This is a genomic window from Oricola indica (genome assembly GCF_965227485.1).
GTDB classification, from domain to species: Bacteria; Pseudomonadota; Alphaproteobacteria; order Rhizobiales; family Rhizobiaceae; genus Oricola; species Oricola indica.
Genome location: NZ_OZ245747.1, coordinates 205,724 through 224,592, shown reverse-complemented (window position 1 = coordinate 224,592; position 18,869 = coordinate 205,724). Strand labels below are relative to the sequence as shown.

The window sequence follows — 18,869 nt, the reverse complement described above, 5'->3', positions numbered from 1 at the left end:
TGGGGCGAGGGTCCGGGCGGCCTTGGCAGCCGCCCGGATCGGGCATGGTTATTGAGCGGGCGCAGGGGCGGGCATGGCTGGCTGACCGTGCCGTTCCAGATCGTGCAGCAGACCACCGCGCCTGGTGTAATAGGCCCAGGTGATGACCAGGCAGACCACGTAGAAGATCAGGAAGGCCCAAAGCGCGCCGACGGGCGACCCGGTCATCGCGATCGAGGTGCCGTAAGCCTTGGGGATGAAGAAGGCCCCATAGGCGGCAATCGCACTGGTGAAGGCGATGATTGCCGCGCTTTCGCGCTCCGATTGCCGCCGCAGCGTGTTGCCTTCCAGTTCCGGCATCAGGCGCGGCACCTCACGGCCCATGATCGCGGGGATCATCTGGAACGTGGAGGCGTTGCCGACCCCGGTCAGGAAGAACAGCGCCATGAAGGCGGCGAAGAAGCCAACAAAGCTGTCCGCGCCAAGCGATGCGATCACACCAAACACCGCGACGATCATGCCCGCAAAAGTCCAGAACGTGACTCGCCCGCCACCGAACCGGTCACTGATCCAGCCGGTGCCCGCGCGGCTGAGCGCGCCGACAAGCGGTCCGAGGAACACATACTGCAGGGCGTTCACCTCGGGGAAAGCGAGTTTGGTCAGCAGCGGAAAGCCCGCCGAGTAGCCGATAAAGCTACCGAAGGTGCCGGTGTAGAGCACGCACATCAGCCAATTGTGCTTGCGGCTGAAGATGATCGCCTGCTCGCGAAAGCTCGCTTTGGCGTCGGCGATGTCGTTCATGCCAAGCCAGGCCGCGACCGTGGCAAGCAGAATGAACGGCACCCAGACAAAGCCCGCGTTCTGCATCCAGAGTTCGCCACCGTCCGTCAATGTCTGCGGCGCGCCGCCCATGGCGCCAAATACGCCGGCGGTGATGACGATCGGCACGAGAAACTGCATGACCGAGACGCCGAGATTGCCCAGCCCCGCATTCAAGGCCAGCGCGTTGCCCTTTTCCGCCTTCGGGAAGAAGAAGGCGATATTCGCCATCGAAGAGGCGAAGTTGCCGCCTCCGAAGCCGCACAACAGCGCCAGGGTGAGGAAGATCAGGTAGGGCGTGTCTGGGTTCTGGACCGCGTATCCGATACCCATTGCAGGCAACAGCAGCGAGGCGGTCGAGAGCGTCGTCCACAGCCGGCCACCGAAGATCGGCACCATGAAGCTGTAGAATATCCTGAGCGTGGCGCCTGACAGGCCCGGAAGCGCCGCCAGCCAGAACAGCTGTCCGGTCGAGAATTCGAACCCGATGGCGGGCAGCCGGGCGACGACCATCGACCAGACCATCCAGACCGAGAAGGCGAGGAGAAGCGCCGGGATCGAGATCCACAGATTGCGGCGGGCGACCTTGCGGCCCTTCTCCTCCCAGAAAGTCTCGTCTTCGGGCTGCCAATCTTGCAGGACCCGCGGCATCTCCGTCTTGCCCGGAACATGGACCTCCTGCAGTTCCGGGACCGTCGGTAGCGTATCGAGTTCCTTGCCAAGCGCGGCGCGTTCCATTGCGCGGATCGACAGGTGCATCCAGGTCAGCATGATCGCTACCAGGCCGACGAGGATCGCGAAACACGAGGTATAAATCCCCGTCAGATCGAGCGCCGCACCGAATATGATCGGCAGAACAAAGCCACCAAGGCCACCGATCATGCCGACGAGACCGCCGACCGCACCCACATGCCCGGGATAGTAGACCGGAATGTGCTTGTAGACGGCCGCCTTGCCAAGGCTCATAAAGAAGCCGAGGCCAAACAGCATGATGATGAAAGGCCAGAAATCCAGTTCGGTCGAGAAGGCGATCGGCCCGTCCTTGCCCTGAACGACATAATCTGTCGGCGGATAGGACAGCATGAACAGGAAGATCAGGCTGAAGCCGAAGGTCCAATACATCACCGTCCGCGCGCCGAACTTGTCGCTGAGATGTCCGCCATAGGCCCGGAACAGTGAGGCCGACAGGCTGAAAGAGGCGGCCGCCATGCCGGCTGTCTTCACATCGACGCCATAGACGTCGATCAGGTAGTGCGGCATCCACAGCGCAAGAGCGACGAAACCGCCGAAGACGAAAAAGTAGTAAAGCGAGAAGCGCCACACCTGGAGATTTCTCAAGGGCGCGAACTGCTCCGCAAACGACGGCGCGCGAGTGCCCTTGGCCCGGCGTTCAACGAGCTCCGGGTCGTCTTTGGCGAAGAGGAAGAACAGGATGCCTATGATGGCCAGACCCGCTGCCCAGGCATAGGCGACACCGTGCCAGCCATATGCCACCATGACGAAGGGCGCGACGAACTTGGTCACCGCCGCGCCGACATTGCCCGCACCGAAGATGCCGAGCGCGGTGCCCTGATGACCGGCATCGTACCAGCGGCTGACATAGGCGACGCCGATAATGAATGAGCCGCCAGCAAGACCGATACCCAAAGCCGCGACCAGGTACATGGCGTAACTATCGGCAAGCGTCAGTAACCAGGTCGCCAGCGCCGTCAACAGCATCTGCGCCGAGAAGACTAGGCGTCCGCCGTACTTCTCCGTCCAGACGCCCAGAAACAGGCGCGTGACCGATCCGGTCAAAATGGGGGTCGCGACCAGCAGACCGAACTGGGATTCAGTCAGGCCCAGCTCTCCCTTGATTGCGACACCGATGATGGAGAAAATCGTCCAGACAGCAAAACACGCAGTGAAGGCGATCGTGCTCAGCCCGAGTGCGCGATTTTGGTCCGCGCGCGAGGCTGTGGCTGTGGTCTGCATGGCAAGGTCTCCGGTTTTATCACTGCGTCCGGTCCCGAAAAGGGGTCGGCACCACACATGCGGCCCAGAGCGGCCAATCGACTTGATCTAGATCATAATACTGGGAATATCACAATGAAATAAATGGGTTATAGAATAATATCACTTCAACATTTGACATTTGCATTGCAGTGTTATTATTGATGGCAACGGGTAGATTGATATTTATCAATCGTGGGGGCGATGAATTTCAAAAGGGGTTTTTTGATGCGTCCAGGCATGCCAGATTCAGACTATCCCGATATCCGGAGGCTTGAACTTTTCTCGGATATGGCAGACGAGCATTTCAATGCGCTCATGTGCGGTGCCTATGTGCAGAACTTCCCGCCACGGATCGAACTGATCACCGAAGGAGAACCAAGCGACTTCCTGCACGTCATCCTGTCGGGAGCCGTCGATCTCTTCTCGGTCTGGAACGGCAGGGAAACCAGCATGGCAACCGCCCGGCCCGTTTCGACATTTATTCTTGCCGCCTCGATCAGGAACGCACCTTACCTGATGTCGGCGCGTACTCTGGAGAAAAGCCGGATTGCGCTTATCCCAAGCCAGGATGTGCGCGCCATATTTGATGCAGACAACGCCTTTGCTCGCTCCATCGTGACGGAACTGGCGACATGTTACCGGTCCGTCGTGAAGACCCAAAAGGACCTGAAATTGCGGACGTCGCTGGAGCGGCTCGCGAACTACATTCTTCGACAACAGTCACGCGTCGGCGGTGAGAGCGAATTCGACCTCGAATTCGAGAAGCGCCGCCTGGCGTCCTACCTCGGCATGACGCCGGAGAACCTGAGCCGCGCCTTCAAGGGGCTGCAGGCCTATGGCGTTGCGGTGCACGGCAATCGCATCACCATCAGCGATCAGCAGGATCTCGAACGGTTCGCGAAACCCAACCGGCTTATTGATGACCCACATTCCTGAGGAGAAGACAATGGCAAAGGCTTTACCAGGGGCGGCCGGAGATCTCGCGGAGCAACACCCCGATATCTGGGCCGCCTACTCTGCGCTTGGCAAGGCCGCATCGGACAGCGGGCCACTTAATGAACGCGAGCGTCGGCTCGTCAAGCTGGCCTTGGCCATCGGAGCGAATTCCGAAGGTGCTGTCCATTCGCATGCGCGCCGCGCGAAATCGGAAGGTATCGAAAAGCCGCGCTCCGTCAGGTCGCGCTGCTGGCAATAGGCCCACTGGGACTTCCACGCGCCGTGGCGGCGAAGACCTGGATCGAAGATTACGGTGACTGAATCACGGCATCGGATCTACGCCGATGACAATCGGGTGGAGCACGATCAGGATCGCATAGATCGCAACGCCCAACGTCGCGCGCAGAACGATCTCGGACGAGAGCGGGAATAGCGTCTCCCCTGGGGGATGAGCGAGAACCCTTTCCCACAGTAGATCCCAATTCTGTCCCATCTCGCGTCGCTTGCGCCTGTCGACGAGCCGGCGCCCGAAAAGCGCATAAACGAAAAATGTCCCGAACAGCAGGATATGGGCCAGATCGCCATTGGCGACCAGGTGCGCGCCCGACCAGAGCGCCAGCGCAACAAGGAGCGGATGTCTAGCCAGCCGGACTATGCCCGGTCGCGCCGGATCAAAAGCAGCGTTTCGCGCGCCGCCGAACGAGAACGGATTGGGCCAGCCGATCGACAGGGCAACGATCAGGCAGACTGGCAGCATGATGGCCAGGACGAGATAGTTCTGCCACGGCATCCAGTTCCAGACCGGTACGAACGGCGCTCGTTCTGCCGCCACGATCAGCCACGTCAGTATCGCAACCGACAAGGCGGAATAGGCGAGCCCGAAACCAGCCGCGCCCAGCACGCGCACCAGGATCGGCCGAAATGGCGGACGCACCGGTGCGGAATGGCCGAGAAAAAACGCCACGAACGCCAGCGCAAAGCCTGACCATTCCATGCCTCAGTCCCCGATGCGAGAGCGGAGAAGCATCGGCCCATACAGAATGGCGAAACCACCAAAGGCGGCGATCCAGCAAAGGCCCGAAATCATGTAGAGAGATCCGGCAAACCCAAGTGCAAATCCGGCTGTCAGCCTCGCCAGGACCGCTCCGATCAGGCAAAGATAGATCGCCAGCGTTCCGGTTCCCGCTGTCAGGTCGCGGCCGGTATGTCCCAGCGTCGCGCGGGTCATCACGGCAAGCGTCATCAACCCGATGGCTCCAACCATCCAGACATGCTGCGCCGCGCCTTGGCCCACCAGATCGGGCCAGAATGCCGAGAGTCCGAGAGCCAACGCCCCCAGCGGCAGGAATGCATAGCCGGCATGCAGGACCCATACCAATGGCTCCGCGAGGGTACGCAATCCGGCCCAGCGGATGAGACGCGCACAATGGACCACACCAGCTGCTATCAGCATCGCGCCGGTGACGGACCCGTCGGGAACGATCACCCAGAGCAGAAGCGCCGCCAGAAGGATCAGCAAAGCCACGCGATCAAATGGTTGCATCGGAGGAGTTGGCAACCTCGTCCCGCCTCGTTTGACCAACCAGTTTCGGGTGAACGACGGTACAATGCGCCCGCCGATGACTGCGATCATCATGATCCCGGCCCCGAGCCCAATTCTCAGCCCCGGACCGCCACCGGCGAAATCCCCCGCTGCCGCCTGCCAATGGTACACAGCATTGGCGAAGGTGAAGGCGATGAGCATTCCCAGAACGATCAAATTGCGCCAGTTCTTGCCCGCAACGATCTCTCGCGCCAGGAAACCGATCAGCGCAAGGGGCATGGACAGATCCGCCAATGCTACGGTCCAGGGTGGCAGATATAACGAGATGGCAACCGCCATGCGGCCTGCAAGCCATAGGGTAAAAAGTGTCCCAAGCTGCCACCCAACCACAGGAAGACGCCCGGTCCAGTTTGGCACCGCGGTGAGCAGAAATCCGGCTACAACCGCTCCGAGGTAGCCGAAGAGAAACTCGTGCGCATGCCACGTCACCGGATCGAAGCGCGTCGGCAGATCAAGCAATCCCGACAGGAGCGGAATCCAGACCACCATCGCGCAAGCGGCCCACAGTCCGGCGCCGAGAAAGAAAGGGCGAAACCCGTATGTCAGGATGGCTGGGCCGGTCCAGGCCCGAATCCGTTCCGCGCTGGTCGTCATGCGATGTCTCGTTGCGCACGGACGCCGGCCTCGGTCAGAATCATATCGAGGCGGATGTCGTGGGGTTGCGGATAGATGGTGGAGAGCCGCGCTTCGTCAAAACCGATACCGATAACAAAGGGTCTTGGCTTCAACGCTGCCAGCGTTCGGTCGAAATACCCCCCGCCATATCCCAGGCGATACCCGTCCTCAGTCCAACCGACGAGCGGCGCAAGCGCAATCGTCGGCGTCACAACGGGTGAGTCTGACGGTGGAACGGGAATGTTCCAATCACCGCGCACCATGCGCGTCTCAGGCGTCCAGCGGCGGAAGATCAACGGGGCAAACCGGGTCTCAACCACCGGAAAGGCAATCGCCACGCCAGCCTCATGCAGTTCACCTATCAGCGAGCGGAGATCGGGCTCGCCCTTGATCGGCCAATAGGCCGACAGGATCATGCCCCTCGCGCCGTCGAATTGGTTCAGCAGAAGTTGCCGGAGATGCCCTGCCAGCGCCTCCCCGGCTGCCTTGCGGTTGGCGACCGACAGTTCCATTCGTTCGGCGCGCAGGCGCGTCCGCTCCGCCTTGCGCCAGCGCGCGACATCACGCGCCTGTTCGGGATCGACCGCGAGCGGATCGAAGTAATCCGGCGCGATCTCTCCGGCATAGCAGGGCGGCGAGGCGAATCGGCCATGGCCACCGGGGTTGTCGGAATCATCACTCATGAGACTGCCTCGCAATTCGTCCGATAAGAGCTTTCCAGGAGATGAGCAGCATTCGTGACCATTTCGGTCAAACGGACCGCAGCGGAGGGGATGTCGAGGATGTCGCCAACGCCGCGACCGGCATAGAGCGCCATTGGCTCAAGGTCGCCGCTTGTCGTGCGAAGCGGCGAATCCGTGCTAAAGCGCAGGCGCGGATGATTACCGTCCCAAGCGATAACTTCCCGCTGCAGGTTTTCGGGATCGTGGCCGATAAACCTGCCTTCCAGGCCATCGGTCACACTGTTGGAGATCACCCGCACCGCCGCGCCCGCCGGCCAGTTCAGCACGAACACATCCGTAAGCACCGTGTCCTCGCCGGTGGTGCTGACCACACGCCATTTGTGATATTGATGGGCGAAGGATTCCTCGGTCGCCAGGAATGCAGTCCCGCATTGCACGCCACTTGCCTTGCTCTCCAACGCGGCGGCGAGCCCCGCGCCGGTCGCAATTCCGCCCGACACGACGACAGGCAATTCCGTCCGATCCAGTATCTCCCTGGCAAGAGCGAACGCCGGAGTGCGCCCATGGACGTGGCCACCGGCTTCGATGCCCTGCGCGATGATCACGTCCGCACCGGCTTCTTCGGCAAGGCGCGCAGCTTGAAGTGTGCCGACCTGATGCAGAACGAGACATCCCGCCTGTTTCACACGGGCAACGATTTCCGACATCACATCCCAGAAGAAGCTGAATGCGGTCACACCAAGATCGAAGCAGCAGGAGATTTGAGCGTCAAGCAATCGCGGCTCGGTCGCCGTCTTCAGGGCCGTGACTTCCTTGGCGATGAGTTCGGGCGCCTTGCGAACCATGCCGAGTATGCCATACCCCCCCGCGTTGGCCACCGCGGCCGCCAGTTCCCAGCGCGAGACGCCCCCCATCCCCGCGAGCAGAACGGGCACATCGCATCCAAGCAAGTCGCAAAGCGGGGTGTGCAGTGGGGCCCGGATTCCTTTCGCCATCAGGCTCGCCCCTCGGTTCTCAGCCATTGGCTCAGGTAATCCCGCAAGACGAGCGCGTGATTGCGATCCTCGTTTTTCGCGGCATAGATCAGTGTCACGACACTGTCGCTGGCATAACCGGTGATCTTGCCAACCAGTTCCGGCGCCGCGTCGAGCTCGCTGCGATATCTGTCCTTGAAGGCCTCCCAACGATCCAGGTCTTCGTGATACCAACGACGAAGCCCGTCGCTCGGTGCGATGCCTCTTTCCCATGCGAACAGGCGCGCTCGGTCTTTTGAGATGCCGCGCGGCCAAAGTCTGTCAACGAGGATGCGTCGTCCATCCGAGACCCGAGCGGCCCGGTAGATCCGCTTGACGCGAATCCTCTCAGCCGGATCGTCGGAAACGCTCGGTCGGCTCAGGTCAGCCATGGATCTGCCGCGCAGGTTCAAATTGCGGAAACAGAATATCGTTCTCGATCCGCATATGTTCGGTGAGGTCGTCGATGAATTCGGTGAGCCCGTCATAGAGGGTTTTCCAGGTGGTGCAGGCACCTTCGGGAAGGCTTAGCTCCCGCGTCAGGCGTCGGATCTCTTGAACCTCGCGATCATGATCGTCGTGATCGGCCCGCATCACTGCGATCGGGTTTTCGATACCGGGCATGCCGCCCTCGCGTATAGCGGGAAAGAGGATCAGTTCCTCCCTCTTCATGTGCACTTCCATCTCGCCGATCATCCGCCGCAGCAGATCGGACAGTCCGTCCGGCACACCTGCGTCGTCGAGATGCAGATCCTCCACCATCTCGGCCATCGCGACCAGCGGCGGAAGCAGCATCCGATGGTGCGCATGATAGCGCTCTTCGATATAGTGAGTCAGCGCACCTGCGTCGTCGAGTGGGACAGCTTTGCTCATGGGCGTTCTCCTTCCGTCATTCCAGGCCGGCAATCACGCCAGACCTGGCCTGCGCTTCTCGCACCGCGACCTGCAGAGATCGCGCGATCCGCTCGGCACGCTCGATGACATGCGCCGCGCCGGCGGGGGTGCAGACTTCTCCCGCCGTCTCGCGGAAGAGTTCCAGCCATCGCCCGAAATGCTGCGTATCGACAGGCAGCGTGGCATGCGCCGATACCGGACGTCCGTGATAGCGCCCGGTCATCAACGCGACAGAGGACCAGAACGCGACCATGCGCTCCAGATGAGGCGGCCAGTTTGAGATGCGCTCCTCGAAGATCGGAGCAAGAAGCCGATCCTGTCGAACCTTGCCATAAAATCGATGCACAAGCTCGCGGAGAATCTCTTCGTTCAGCCCGGTCTGCGCCATCAGACCCGCCGTTAGCTGCGGTCTGGCTGAAACGATGGACAGTTCTGGCGAAGTCACGAGAGTCTCTCCGGTTTTCGGTTGCAAAAACTCCTAGTTCGCTTAATAGGTATTGTAAATACCCATTCAAACGAAGACCGGAGAGATATGCGCCTGACCACCTTTACCGACTATGGGCTTCGCATGTTGATGCGCCTGGCGAACGAGCCAGACCGGGCTTTCTCCACGGCCGATCTTGCCGAAGAGTTCGGATTGTCACGGAACCATCTCGCCAAGATCATGCAGCATCTGGCCCGCGCCGGGTTTGTCGAGACACGCCGTGGTGGTGGTGGTGGCGCTGTTCTTGCCCGGCCAGTGGACAAGATCCGTCTTGGCAATGTCATCAATCATTTGGAAGAAGGACAGCCTCTCGTTGAATGTTTGGGCACGGATGGCGGCGATTGTTCGATCGACGGACAGTGTCGATTGAAGGCACGGCTCCGATCTGCCGAACGGGCATTCCTGGCCGATCTCGACCGATCGACGCTGGCCGACATCCCGGGACTGAACATCTAGACGTCGGCGCGAGTGACATTACATGCCGATGTCTCGCTCTCTGAAGTGATGGTCCAACCTTCTGCCTTGGCAAGGTTTCGACGGTATCGAGCCCGAGGATGCAACGCTTCTCGGAGCTAATTGGAGAAATCCGACCGTTGGTCCCAAGCCTTGGGGACGCCTACTTAGACCGTCAGCTTGCTTGGGGTTTAACCTCGATCATCGTCGACATGTCTCGCCGAGTCGTAATCCCGACGTTTCCAACGCATGAGGGCGACCGTTCGTCAATGCAATTTTGTTGCGTTAAAGCCGCATTTAATTTCATTTGCCTATTAGTCAAGCGAGCGCGTACCGTTCAGTTGGTGGCCGACGCACAGGCATGGTCAGCCCGCGATAGTTTGTGCCGTGGGACGTAGGCCATGCGATCTCCGGCTACCGGGATTCTCGAGGATGCACACGTGCTATGCCCGAGCGACCCCGAGGGGCTAGACGGAGAGGATGCCATCACGTTTCTGTCGCGGGCCATGCGCCGCGCGGCCGACCGTTTCGGTGGAGAAGAAGCAATTGTCGCCGCAGTGGCCGTGGTGGCTACCTTCGCCATCCAATCAGGCCGAGCGCCCCTCTGCGCGAGAATTTTCCAGGCGAACGCCGAATTGCTGGGCGAACGCAGGCAAAGGCTCGCCGACGGCCAGACACAAAGGAGAACCCGGCCATGAATAACCGAAAGAATGCGACCGCAGGAAGCACCACTCGGTCGGGGCGGGCGGCGTTGGCGTCGGTCCCGTATGATGCGTTCCGGAATTTCTCGGAGGCGGTCTTCGCGGATGGCGAACTGCCTAAGAAAACGAAGGAACTCATCGCGGTCGCGGTCGCGGTCGCGCACGTGACCCAATGCCCCGACTGCATCAAATCGCACACCCGTTGCGCTGCAACGGCCGGAGCATCGCCGAAGGAAATCATGGAGGCGATATGGGTTGCCGCAGAAATGCGGGCGGGCGCTCCTTATGCGCATTCGAGACTGGCGATCGCAGCCTTGGCGGACGGGACCGCTTCATGACTCCCACAACGGTCCACACGGAGATGGAACATGCGGGGGACGACTGCGATGACTATGTGCTTGGCTTTGCGCTCGAGACGGCAAAGCGAGGCCTGCAGGTGGCTGTTGTCACGCTCGTCGACGTGGACGGGTCCTCGCCTTGGCGGCCCGGCGCGCAGATGGCTGTTTCGGAATCAGGAGAGTGGGCAGGATATCTGTCTGGCGGTTGCATAGAACGCGCGGTGGCGGCCGAAGCGGTCCAGGCAATGGCCGATCGCCGTTCGCGGCGGATCAGGTACGGTGCCGGATCGCCCTACATGGACATTCGGCTGCCGTGCGGTAGCGCCATCGAACTGGTCGTGGACGTGCATTTGGAAACGGAAGAACTGGAGAAAGCCGACGACCGGCATCGCCAGCGCCGCCAGGCGGCAATCGCGGTTCCGGATCCTGGTTCCGTCGGGCCGGACGGCGCCTCTGGCCCTTTCCTGCGGCGATACCTGCCCCGCAAGCGTCTCGTTGTGGCAGGCATAGGACCGATCGCCGCCTCGCTGGCCCGGCTGAGCCATGCGGCCGGCTACGAGGTGGTGCTCGCCTCACCGGACGAGCGGACCCTGACGGCTCCGTCGAGACCGGGCTTCGCCAAGCTCCCGGTGGGGCCGTCCAGCGACATGGCCGACGTCGTCATCGACGGCCGCACTGCGGTCGCCTTGGCGTTTCACGACCACGAATGGGAAGCGAACCTCCTTCCTCGCATTCTCGCATCGGACGCCTTTTACGTGGGCGCTCTCGGGAGCGAACGTACGCATGAGCTGCGAATAGAGCGGCTGGCAGAGAAAGGACTCCGTTCCGAGGGGCAACGCCGCATCCGTGGACCGGCCGGCCTCCTCCCACACGCGAAGGGGGCGTCCGAGATTTCGGTCTCGATTCTCGCGGAAATGGCTGAAGCGGAAGCGGCGGCCGTGGACGCGTGCCAGCTCTTCTGCGCCTTCGCCGGTGACGCCGCTGGTACCTATGCTCGGTCGAGATCCGGGCGCGAAGAGGCTTAGGCATGACCGGCTCCCAGGATTCGAGTGCACGGCACGGGAACGCTCTCAGGGGACGCCGGACCGGGCTGAAGCCGGAGACGCTGGCCGCCACAGTGGGCGTAGCCGCCGATCGTTCAGGCGCGGTCGCTCCGCCCTTGCATCTCTCCTCCACGTTCGCTTTTCGCGGACTCGGCAAGCCGAACGAGCACGAGTATTCCAGAACGTCGAACCCGACCCGCGACACTCTGGGAGAAGCCATCGCCGCACTCGAGGAAGGAGCGGGGGCGATTGTTACGTCCAGCGGAATGGCAGCCATAAACCTCGCCCTCTACGCGGCGAAGCCCGGAGACCTGGTGGTGGCCCCTCACGATTGCTACGGGGGTACCTACCGTCTCCTGTCCATGCGATCCGAGGCAGGACACTTCGATGTGCAGTATGTCGACATGGGAAATTCCGCCGCCCTCGACGCAGCCCTGGCACGACGGCCCGCAATCGTGTTCATCGAGACGCCAAGCAACCCGCTCCTTCGGGTCACGGACATCGCAACGGTAGCAGCGAAGTCCCGAGCGGCCGGCTCGCTTTCCGTCGTCGACAACACGTTCCTGTCGCCTGCTCTCCAGCGGCCCATCCTCTTGGGCGCCGACCTTGTCGTGCACTCCACCACGAAGTACCTAAACGGACACTCAGACGTGATCTCAGGCGCCATTGTAGCCGCCGAGACGACGCAGATGGAATGGCTGCAGTCCTGGGCCAATGCGACCGGCACCGGCGGAGCGCCGTTCGACTCCTACCTTGCGTTGCGCGGCATCCGTACGCTGTTCGTGCGGACAGCGCGACAAGAAGAGACCGCTAGGTCCGTCGCTGCATTCCTGTCCGACCATCCGGGAATAGCGGCCGTGAATTACCCCGGCTTGACATCTCACCCGCAACATGCAGTCGCCAAGAAGCAGCAAACGGGCTTCGGATCCATGCTGAGCTTCCGTGTCGCTGGCGGCGATGAATCCTTGCGGCGGCTGGTAGCGACCCTTCGCGTCTTTTGCCTCGCCGAATCGCTTGGCGGAGTGGAAAGCCTTGTTGCCCATCCTGCGACGATGACCCACGCGGGGATGAGTACGGAAGCGCGTTGTGCTGCAGGCGTGACGGACGACCTCTTGCGCCTTTCGATAGGCCTGGAACATCCGGACGACCTGATTGGAGATCTCGCCTGCGCGCTCGAGACTTGCGCCGGATAGGGCGCTCATATCGATGCGTCTGGTCACCAGCCGCTTCGTAAGCGCGCGCGACGGTTCACGCGGTCTCCTTGCCTGTTCTGGTCGTGAGCGAAGGCGTTGCCTGCCATATGCGCCGAGCTACTCGGCGATATCTGAACCAAGCATCTTGGGATGAAGGGTCTTTTTCAGCGTAGTCGACGAAGCGCGGAACGGGCGCGGTAACCCGGACTGCGTGCTCCTGTGGACTGGCCAATCCTTTTGATCGAAGACAAACACCTTGCCAAAAACGCCGGGGAAAACCGATTCCTTCTGGCGCTCAGCTTCGCTCGGACCTAGAGCGAAACCTTCGCGGTCTCCGCTTCGACGAAAACCGCCCGGCCGGCGAACCATCCGTTGACGGCAGCCATGCCGCCGACGAGTACGAACAGCGCAGCGCTCCACGCAAAGCTTCCTGTCCAGCTCCGTATTAAGCCGACGACTAACGGGCCGACTGCGGCAAGCGCGTAGCCCACGCATTGCGCCATGCCAGAAAGATGGGCGGCGGCATGAGGGTCCCGAGTCCGCAGCACTATCACTGTGAGTGCAACGGCGATCAAGCCGCCCTGGCCGATACCCTGCAGCACAGCCCAGAGCCAGACGGTCGATAGCGGCGCAAAAAGCAGCCCCAGGAGCGCTCCCACGGCGAGGAAGCAAAGGGACACGTTTATTAATCGCTGGTCCTTCCCCAGGACAGCCAGATGCGGTGCGACCAAGCAGGCTCCAGCCTGTACCATCACGGATATCGAAGCTATCCCGCCTGCGGTAACCGCATCGAAGCCCCGAGCACGCAGGATCGGCACCAGCCATCCGAAGACACTGTACGCGAGCGCCGACTGGAGCCCCATGAAAAGCGTGACATGCCAGGCAAGCCTGTCCCGCCACATTCCTTTGACAACAAAACGCTCGGGTTTGGCTCGCTTGCGCGCCGCCATGACTTGGGGAAACCAGAGAAGGCCAACAAGAAGCGCGGGTACGGCCCAGAGCGCAAGCGCCCCCTCGGTAGAGCCCGCCAGCGTTTTCTGCAGCGGTACGGTCAGGCCGGCGCCTCCCGCTGCGCCGGCACAGAGAGCCATTGTATACCAGCCGGTTACAAGGGCCGCCTTGTCCGGAAAATCACGCTTGACAAGCCCGGGCAGAAGCACGTTTCCAACTGCGATGCACGCGCCCGCCAGCGCCGTACCGAAAAAGAGCGCAGGCACCGTTCCGAATCCGCGCGCCGCGGTACCAAGTGCCAGGAACAGGACAACTGCAAGTAATGTACGTTCTGTACCCATCCTTCCGGTCAAGCGGGGCGCGAGAGGCGAAAACAAGCCGAGGCAGACGACGGGAAGCGTGGTGAGCACGCTCGCTCCCACCGGCGAGAGTCCGAAGACTGCCTGGATCTCCGGCAGCAACGCCGAGGCACTGGAGAATACCGGGCGTAGGTTGAAGGCAACCAGCACCAGGCTGGCGCCAAGCAGGAACCGCACCAAGCGACCCGTCTTCAGAACCGGTTCGCAGGCCAGGACTCCGCTAGCCTCGTCTGGGGCTTCCGTTCCCGCCGAGGAGGCACTAGCGAGCGTCGCGCGACTCATGACGTCAGCAGCCGCTCAAGATCGCTGAGCACCGGGGCCATGAATCGACGTACGGCCGCTTCCGCTTGATCAGGATCGCCGAAAGCTATCGCATCGACAATCGCGGCGTGGGCAGCCATGTCCGGCTCTTGCAATTCCTCCCTTAGCGTTGCCTCGATCGTCTCGCTTATGAGCGTCGAGAAGAACTCGTACATGTTGACGAGCACGCAGTTCCGGGATGCTGCCACTACCGCCTTATGGAACGACAGATCGCGAGCGACGAATTCCGCCTTGTTGCTGCCATCGAAGTTACCGCGCTCCGCAAGCAGGCTACGGAGTCCAGAAATCACCGCGGGATTGTGGCGGACGGCGGCAAGCCTTGCGGCTTCGGCATCGAGTGCAAGCCTCGCCTCGAACTGGTCACGCAAATCCGCGCGCCTTGCCATGGTCAGAGGCCGAGAAGCATCGGCAGTGGAAAGGACGTAAGTGCCGGAACCCTGACGCGTATCAAGGTAGCCTTCTGAAACCAGCACGCGAACGGCTTCTCGAACCGTACCCCGGCTAATGGAGAGAGACTCCGAAAGTCTCGCTTCGTTCGGGAGCTTCTCCCCCACCGCCCAGCGGTTTCCGACTATCTCCGCGCGAATAGCATCGACCGCATTATCCACGAGGCTCGTTTTTATAAGAGACTGCATCACTGGCCAACCAATTCATCAGATGATTTGGTCATAATGTGATTAGGCGTCCTTGTCTACGTGCCCCGGGTCACTACCGGGAACTCTGGATGCGATAGAAGAACGAGCCAAGGCGCACGGCCGACAGGAAGCTACGGCCGGAAGCGAACACGCTGTGCCACTACAGGCGGCCTTCGCCATGCAGGAGCACGGCCGGCAGCCGACTTTGCATTAGCGAAAGTTCCAAGTCGGTCTGCCGACGTCCCGGAACTCGAAGTCCCATCAGGGTTGGCGCCGGGAGGCCGAGGCGTTCTTGTAACGTCGCACTACCTACAACGGCACAGGATTCCGATGCTTCATGAATCCCTGTCGCCAACCGTCAGCATCGGCTTCGAATCAGGCATCCTGTTGCACGATCGACCGTCTTCAATCTGTCGCGAGTGTTTTGCAGGCCCCTGCCCAATCCCGGAGCCAGGGCAATCGACTTCACAACCCGCTCAAGACAACATCTGCTTGCCGAGGGCGGGCAAATCCCAGAACAACCTGATCGCCGCCACGCGCCAGTTTGGCAGTTGGGCAAGTGTGAATTCGTCGTAGGCGAAGCGTCGCGCCATAGCGAACATTCATCCCGCTTGTGAAGATATGGCTGGAACGTGAGCGGCAGACCGGTTTCATGGTTGACGCCATGCCGGAGGCCGCTCAGCCTAAAACGAGCATCGCCGCTAGCCAACCTACGACAGCCCGGAAATCGGGTATTCAGAGGTGACGATAAGCTCCAAAGAGCGCCATGATCTTCAACGGGTCAGACATCTCATCTGCACGTTGCTGCCAGTTGCCGGCATTGTCGGGAAGACCTGTCCAAACAGGGGGCTGAGACCCGAGCCGCATTCTGTTGGTCTGCATGGCCCAATAGCCGCCATCATGGACGAACGCCGACCAGATACTGAATCCGTAAGCGTGCATCGGGATGTTGATATTCTCTACTTCTGCGCCACGCTGCGCCAGCACCGCGGCAGCGTTGACATCAGCTTCGGAATTCTCATGCCCGAAGCCCTCGCCGATCACCCCGATGCGCAGGCCGGGCAGATCCTTCCCGATATCCGCGCCATAATCGTCAACCTACACTCGGGGCTGGCGCTTATCCAATCCATCAGCACCCCGCGGTAACCTCAAGGAACGCCGCGTTGTCGCGGACGTTTGCGGTAATTGGGCCAGTGTGATCAATGGACGCTTCCAGTGATAGTCATTCCCGTATAGGGCCGAGCTCCCGGGGTAGGCAGCCGATGCTGCCCGGTCCGCCGCGTTCCTGTAAAAGGAGGACAGGGAGGCTCGGCGGTATCCTGCCTGTGAAGGCAGCCATGCCACGGCACTTCAGGATAGGCCATAACCGGCTGGGTCGCACTCCCGGGGACGTTCCCATGACGACTTGCCGAGAATGACCCAGTCGAGGGGGCGTTCGTGCGATTGAGGGAAGACGGTCGGGATCTCCGCAACCGGGTGCCCGATGCCGATCGAGAGAGCGCGATGCGGAAGCGCACCGAGCGTGCGGTCGTAATGGCCCCGACCGTATCCCAGGCGATACCCTCGCCGATCCACGCCGATTAGGGGTGCGACAACGATCTCCGGAACAAGCGGCCTGTCTTCGGCAGGAACGGGTATGTTCCAGGGTCCTCGAACCATCGGCGTGGCTAGCCCCCACTCCCGGAACACGAGCGGTTCGCCCGGCCCGACAACAACAGGCAACGCGATTCGGACGCCGCGTTTCGGCAAGCCCGTCATCCAGTCGCGGAGGTCAATCTCTCCCCGGAAAGGCCAATACAGAGCAAGGACTGCGTCAGGAAAGGACGCAAGCAATCCGTCCAGCTGCTCCGTGACCCGGCGGGCAACGCGTAGCCGCGTATCCGCCGGCAAGGCGAGCCGTGCGTCGATCAATCGTCTGCGTTCGGTCTTCCGCCACCATTCGACTTCCGTAGCAGTCCTCGGATAACCTGTCGAGCAGTGGCTTAGCAGTTTCATTTGGGTACTCGACGCCACGGTGCCGGGGATATCGCGTACGGTCATTGCGGGACTTTCCTCTCTGCCGCTCGTCATGGTACAGGTGCGCTTGCAAAGACAAATGAAACAAGTTGTTGTCAGCTATCACTATTCTTGCTACCCGCTTTAGGCAGCCGGTCGGAGGGGCGCCTCAATCCTTGCGGCAACGGCCTGTCGCCGAAATCGATGACAGTACGCGCTTGGATCGCGCCTACAGGACCGACAATGATCCTCGCGCGCTTGGAGCGGTAAAAGAAGGAAATGCGGAGCGTTCCCTCGTCCTCGCCCGCCCCCATTTCGCACAGGCACGTAATCTCCCCATTTCTCATGAGGTCGGGAACTTCATAAGGCCCGATACCCAATAGCGGTGCCAATTCGTGCGCATCGACCGTTACCGTCGTGCCGTCGGTTTCGATCGCTACGGCTGAGTCGACTTTGTCGTCATGATTCGTGGTCATTCGGGTGTTCCCCAATCGTGTTGCGCCATGTTTGCATAAAAGATATATATGATCTATATCTTATATTGTGAAACAGCGGTCAAACCGACGTGGATGGTTCGATCGGAAGGAGAAGTCAGAGGCCCAATGCTAAAAGACGAAACGAACGAAGGCGAACACAGGTCAGCACCGAACATTTTTATCGCCGCCGATGCTGAACAGGAAAATACGTTGGTGCCCATGCTAATTTGGGGTCTGGTGCTCATACTCGTTGGCGCGGTACTTGTGATGGCGTTCGTTTGACCGACACAAGGAAGATTCGGACTACCCGAGAAGAAGGAATCGATGCGGCTAACCACATTCTCCGATTACGCCCTGCGCGTTCTGATGTTGGCTGCAGCGGAGCGACCACGTCTGATAACAATCGATGAGACGGCAGCCTTGTACGATATTTCGCGCGCTCATCTCATGAAGGTCGTGCACGTCCTTGTGAAGCAGGGGTATCTGAGAGGCATCCGGGGACGTTCTGGCGGGTTCACTCTTCAAAAAGCGCCAGAGGACATCAACTTGGGAGCCGTGCTCCGTATTACCGAGCCGGACTTCACGCTCGTGGAGTGCTTCTCGCCTGAGAATGGATGCATCCTCTCGAACCGATGCAAGCTGCCGAACCTTCTGAACGAGGGCCTCAACGCTTTCGTGTCGGTTTTCGACAGGCATACGCTCGCGGACCTTGCGGTAGACCCTAACTGGTTTTCCGCTGTCGGCAGTGGCCGGCTTCGGCAACGGGGGCCTTCTGTGGCGACGGCGCAAAGTTCGACATAGCCATGTCGCAAGTGTCGGCCTGTCGAGCCCTTGTTCTCTGCCTGGCTCGTGCGCGCTCAGAGGCCCGTTCCGCGGCAACAGCCATCCAGTCGCGGAGCAGACCTTGGTCTTCCTTCGAGAATACGGCCCTGTGTTTCAGGTCGGCGAGGGTATCGCCAGGACGGCAACGTGCGTAATCGGCTTCTATCAGTGTCTCATGGTAGCGCAGGCTCTGCGGATCATCGGGCCCTATAGGCAGCCTTAATCCAAGCGCGGATATCGAAAGGCGCATCATCTTGGCTTCTCCCCGTCATCTAGGCCGGAAGGACTGGTGCCGGGCCGCCTGTCGGCGCCGCACGCGCGGACCTGCGTTGCGGGCAAAGCGGTCGCTGACCGGCTTGTACCTTGGGTCTTGGGCCGCTTTCGCCGCATAGCCACGATAGCGCAGCATCGTCCGGGAAAAGTCCGCCTGCCAGCAGGCTTGCGACATGTGTCCATATCCGTCCAGCCGCGTTCCGCGGCAGGAGGCGAAGAAGAGTCTGCTGGAAGTACGGTGCCGCCACGCGGCCCGCCACGCCGTTTTCGGCCAGCAAGAGGTCGAGA

Annotated in this window: 21 protein-coding genes; 9 read left to right on the top strand and 12 right to left on the bottom strand. The window is 61.1% G+C overall.

What is annotated here, in order from left to right; translation table 11 throughout:
• Positions 1 to 48: 48 nt before the first annotated feature.
• Complete coding sequence (locus tag ACQK2M_RS01135) at positions 49 to 2,772, bottom strand: nitrate/nitrite transporter (RefSeq protein ID WP_425416273.1); 2,724 nt, start codon at positions 2,770 to 2,772, stop codon at positions 49 to 51.
• 222 nt (positions 2,773 to 2,994) lie between these two features.
• Here ACQK2M_RS01135 and ACQK2M_RS01130 point away from each other — a divergent pair, with 222 nt between their 5' ends.
• Together ACQK2M_RS01130 and ACQK2M_RS01125 are read left to right on the top strand one after the other, a co-directional pair.
• Positions 2,995 to 3,729 carry a helix-turn-helix domain-containing protein gene (locus ACQK2M_RS01130; protein WP_425419962.1) on the top strand — a complete coding sequence of 245 codons (735 nt, stop codon included), beginning with the start codon at positions 2,995 to 2,997 and terminating at the stop codon, positions 3,727 to 3,729.
• 10 nt (positions 3,730 to 3,739) lie between these two features.
• Positions 3,740 to 3,988: a carboxymuconolactone decarboxylase family protein gene (locus ACQK2M_RS01125; RefSeq protein WP_425416272.1), complete on the top strand. Its 249-nt coding sequence runs from the start codon at positions 3,740 to 3,742 to the stop codon at positions 3,986 to 3,988.
• Between the two features lie 63 nt (positions 3,989 to 4,051).
• Here the strand turns inward: ACQK2M_RS01125 and ACQK2M_RS01120 are convergent, their stop codons facing one another.
• The 7 genes from ACQK2M_RS01120 to ACQK2M_RS01090 are packed head-to-tail and all read right to left on the bottom strand — an operon-like array spanning position 4,052 to position 8,982.
• Positions 4,052 to 4,723: an NnrU family protein gene (locus tag ACQK2M_RS01120; protein ID WP_425416271.1), complete on the bottom strand. Its 672-nt coding sequence runs from the start codon at positions 4,721 to 4,723 to the stop codon at positions 4,052 to 4,054.
• A gap of 3 nt (positions 4,724 to 4,726) precedes the next feature.
• Entirely contained in the window at positions 4,727 to 5,926 is a 1,200-nt protein-coding gene (locus ACQK2M_RS01115; RefSeq protein ID WP_425416270.1) for an NnrS family protein, read from the bottom strand.
• On the bottom strand, positions 5,923 to 6,630 hold the full coding sequence (locus tag ACQK2M_RS01110) for a 5-formyltetrahydrofolate cyclo-ligase (RefSeq protein ID WP_425416269.1): 708 nt from the start codon (positions 6,628 to 6,630) through the stop codon (positions 5,923 to 5,925). Before ACQK2M_RS01110 ends, ACQK2M_RS01115 begins: the two co-directional genes overlap by 4 nt.
• Entirely contained in the window at positions 6,627 to 7,625 is a 999-nt protein-coding gene (locus tag ACQK2M_RS01105; RefSeq protein WP_425416268.1) for an NAD(P)H-dependent flavin oxidoreductase, read from the bottom strand. Before ACQK2M_RS01105 ends, ACQK2M_RS01110 begins: the two co-directional genes overlap by 4 nt.
• Positions 7,625 to 8,035, bottom strand: coding sequence for a DUF488 domain-containing protein (locus ACQK2M_RS01100; RefSeq protein ID WP_425416267.1), 411 nt, complete (start codon positions 8,033 to 8,035; stop codon positions 7,625 to 7,627). Before ACQK2M_RS01100 ends, ACQK2M_RS01105 begins: the two co-directional genes overlap by 1 nt.
• Complete coding sequence (locus tag ACQK2M_RS01095) at positions 8,028 to 8,516, bottom strand: hemerythrin domain-containing protein (RefSeq protein ID WP_425416266.1); 489 nt, start codon at positions 8,514 to 8,516, stop codon at positions 8,028 to 8,030. Before ACQK2M_RS01095 ends, ACQK2M_RS01100 begins: the two co-directional genes overlap by 8 nt.
• Before the next feature lie 16 nt (positions 8,517 to 8,532).
• Positions 8,533 to 8,982 (bottom strand): group III truncated hemoglobin, encoded by a 450-nt coding sequence (locus tag ACQK2M_RS01090; protein ID WP_425416265.1) that lies wholly within the window; start codon positions 8,980 to 8,982, stop codon positions 8,533 to 8,535.
• 87 nt (positions 8,983 to 9,069) lie between these two features.
• Here ACQK2M_RS01090 and ACQK2M_RS01085 point away from each other — a divergent pair, with 87 nt between their 5' ends.
• The 4 genes from ACQK2M_RS01085 (at position 9,070) to metB (ending at position 12,749) form a co-directional block, all read left to right on the top strand.
• Complete coding sequence (locus ACQK2M_RS01085) at positions 9,070 to 9,477, top strand: RrF2 family transcriptional regulator (RefSeq protein WP_425416264.1); 408 nt, start codon at positions 9,070 to 9,072, stop codon at positions 9,475 to 9,477.
• A gap of 442 nt (positions 9,478 to 9,919) precedes the next feature.
• On the top strand, positions 9,920 to 10,513 hold the full coding sequence (locus ACQK2M_RS01080) for a carboxymuconolactone decarboxylase family protein (RefSeq protein WP_425416263.1): 594 nt from the start codon (positions 9,920 to 9,922) through the stop codon (positions 10,511 to 10,513).
• Positions 10,510 to 11,538 carry an XdhC family protein gene (locus tag ACQK2M_RS01075; RefSeq protein WP_425416262.1) on the top strand — a complete coding sequence of 343 codons (1,029 nt, stop codon included), beginning with the start codon at positions 10,510 to 10,512 and terminating at the stop codon, positions 11,536 to 11,538. The genes ACQK2M_RS01080 and ACQK2M_RS01075 overlap by 4 nt, the downstream gene beginning before the upstream one ends.
• 2 nt (positions 11,539 to 11,540) lie before the next feature.
• The gene (gene metB, locus ACQK2M_RS01070; protein ID WP_425416261.1) at positions 11,541 to 12,749 is read left to right on the top strand and encodes a cystathionine gamma-synthase; all 1,209 of its coding nucleotides are present in this window, start codon (positions 11,541 to 11,543) and stop codon (positions 12,747 to 12,749) included.
• 311 nt (positions 12,750 to 13,060) lie between these two features.
• Here the strand turns inward: metB and ACQK2M_RS01065 are convergent, their stop codons facing one another.
• Positions 13,061 to 14,341 carry a CynX/NimT family MFS transporter gene (locus tag ACQK2M_RS01065; protein ID WP_425416260.1) on the bottom strand — a complete coding sequence of 427 codons (1,281 nt, stop codon included), beginning with the start codon at positions 14,339 to 14,341 and terminating at the stop codon, positions 13,061 to 13,063.
• Positions 14,338 to 15,015 carry a FadR/GntR family transcriptional regulator gene (locus tag ACQK2M_RS01060; protein WP_425416259.1) on the bottom strand — a complete coding sequence of 226 codons (678 nt, stop codon included), beginning with the start codon at positions 15,013 to 15,015 and terminating at the stop codon, positions 14,338 to 14,340. Before ACQK2M_RS01060 ends, ACQK2M_RS01065 begins: the two co-directional genes overlap by 4 nt.
• Positions 15,016 to 15,915: 900 nt before the next feature.
• Here ACQK2M_RS01060 and ACQK2M_RS01055 point away from each other — a divergent pair.
• Complete coding sequence (locus ACQK2M_RS01055) at positions 15,916 to 16,161, top strand: hypothetical protein (RefSeq protein ID WP_425416258.1); 246 nt, start codon at positions 15,916 to 15,918, stop codon at positions 16,159 to 16,161.
• 204 nt (positions 16,162 to 16,365) lie between these two features.
• On the opposite strand, the gene ACQK2M_RS01050 is transcribed toward ACQK2M_RS01055, so the two are convergent.
• Both ACQK2M_RS01050 and ACQK2M_RS01045 read right to left on the bottom strand, forming a co-directional pair.
• Complete coding sequence (locus ACQK2M_RS01050) at positions 16,366 to 17,055, bottom strand: 5-formyltetrahydrofolate cyclo-ligase (protein WP_425416257.1); 690 nt, start codon at positions 17,053 to 17,055, stop codon at positions 16,366 to 16,368.
• Positions 17,056 to 17,126: 71 nt separating this feature from the next.
• Positions 17,127 to 17,486: a DUF6522 family protein gene (locus ACQK2M_RS01045; protein ID WP_425416256.1), complete on the bottom strand. Its 360-nt coding sequence runs from the start codon at positions 17,484 to 17,486 to the stop codon at positions 17,127 to 17,129.
• Between the two features lie 126 nt (positions 17,487 to 17,612).
• Here ACQK2M_RS01045 and ACQK2M_RS01040 point away from each other — a divergent pair, with 126 nt between their 5' ends.
• Positions 17,613 to 17,768 carry a hypothetical protein gene (locus ACQK2M_RS01040; protein ID WP_425416255.1) on the top strand — a complete coding sequence of 52 codons (156 nt, stop codon included), beginning with the start codon at positions 17,613 to 17,615 and terminating at the stop codon, positions 17,766 to 17,768.
• Between the two features lie 42 nt (positions 17,769 to 17,810).
• Positions 17,811 to 18,287 (top strand): RrF2 family transcriptional regulator, encoded by a 477-nt coding sequence (locus tag ACQK2M_RS01035; protein ID WP_425416254.1) that lies wholly within the window; start codon positions 17,811 to 17,813, stop codon positions 18,285 to 18,287.
• The last annotated feature ends 582 nt before the right edge of the window (positions 18,288 to 18,869 follow it).

Excerpts from the sequence above, each read along its gene's own strand:
- ACQK2M_RS01135 (WP_425416273.1), bottom strand. The coding sequence starts at position 2,772 with ATGCAGACCACAGCCACAGCCTCGCGCGCGGACCAAAATCGCGCACTC.
- ACQK2M_RS01130 (WP_425419962.1), top strand. The coding sequence starts at position 2,995 with ATGAATTTCAAAAGGGGTTTTTTGATGCGTCCAGGCATGCCAGATTCA.
- ACQK2M_RS01125 (WP_425416272.1), top strand. The coding sequence starts at position 3,740 with ATGGCAAAGGCTTTACCAGGGGCGGCCGGAGATCTCGCGGAGCAACAC.
- ACQK2M_RS01120 (WP_425416271.1), bottom strand. The coding sequence starts at position 4,723 with ATGGAATGGTCAGGCTTTGCGCTGGCGTTCGTGGCGTTTTTTCTCGGC.
- ACQK2M_RS01115 (WP_425416270.1), bottom strand. The coding sequence starts at position 5,926 with ATGACGACCAGCGCGGAACGGATTCGGGCCTGGACCGGCCCAGCCATC.
- ACQK2M_RS01110 (WP_425416269.1), bottom strand. The coding sequence starts at position 6,630 with ATGAGTGATGATTCCGACAACCCCGGTGGCCATGGCCGATTCGCCTCG.
- ACQK2M_RS01105 (WP_425416268.1), bottom strand. The coding sequence starts at position 7,625 with ATGGCGAAAGGAATCCGGGCCCCACTGCACACCCCGCTTTGCGACTTG.
- ACQK2M_RS01100 (WP_425416267.1), bottom strand. The coding sequence starts at position 8,035 with ATGGCTGACCTGAGCCGACCGAGCGTTTCCGACGATCCGGCTGAGAGG.
- ACQK2M_RS01095 (WP_425416266.1), bottom strand. The coding sequence starts at position 8,516 with ATGAGCAAAGCTGTCCCACTCGACGACGCAGGTGCGCTGACTCACTAT.
- ACQK2M_RS01085 (WP_425416264.1), top strand. The coding sequence starts at position 9,070 with ATGCGCCTGACCACCTTTACCGACTATGGGCTTCGCATGTTGATGCGC.
- ACQK2M_RS01080 (WP_425416263.1), top strand. The coding sequence starts at position 9,920 with ATGCCCGAGCGACCCCGAGGGGCTAGACGGAGAGGATGCCATCACGTT.
- ACQK2M_RS01075 (WP_425416262.1), top strand. The coding sequence starts at position 10,510 with ATGACTCCCACAACGGTCCACACGGAGATGGAACATGCGGGGGACGAC.
- metB (WP_425416261.1), top strand. The coding sequence starts at position 11,541 with ATGACCGGCTCCCAGGATTCGAGTGCACGGCACGGGAACGCTCTCAGG.
- ACQK2M_RS01065 (WP_425416260.1), bottom strand. The coding sequence starts at position 14,341 with ATGAGTCGCGCGACGCTCGCTAGTGCCTCCTCGGCGGGAACGGAAGCC.
- ACQK2M_RS01060 (WP_425416259.1), bottom strand. The coding sequence starts at position 15,015 with ATGCAGTCTCTTATAAAAACGAGCCTCGTGGATAATGCGGTCGATGCT.
- ACQK2M_RS01055 (WP_425416258.1), top strand. The coding sequence starts at position 15,916 with ATGGACGAACGCCGACCAGATACTGAATCCGTAAGCGTGCATCGGGAT.
- ACQK2M_RS01050 (WP_425416257.1), bottom strand. The coding sequence starts at position 17,055 with ATGACCGTACGCGATATCCCCGGCACCGTGGCGTCGAGTACCCAAATG.
- ACQK2M_RS01045 (WP_425416256.1), bottom strand. The coding sequence starts at position 17,486 with ATGACCACGAATCATGACGACAAAGTCGACTCAGCCGTAGCGATCGAA.
- ACQK2M_RS01040 (WP_425416255.1), top strand. The coding sequence starts at position 17,613 with ATGCTAAAAGACGAAACGAACGAAGGCGAACACAGGTCAGCACCGAAC.
- ACQK2M_RS01035 (WP_425416254.1), top strand. The coding sequence starts at position 17,811 with ATGCGGCTAACCACATTCTCCGATTACGCCCTGCGCGTTCTGATGTTG.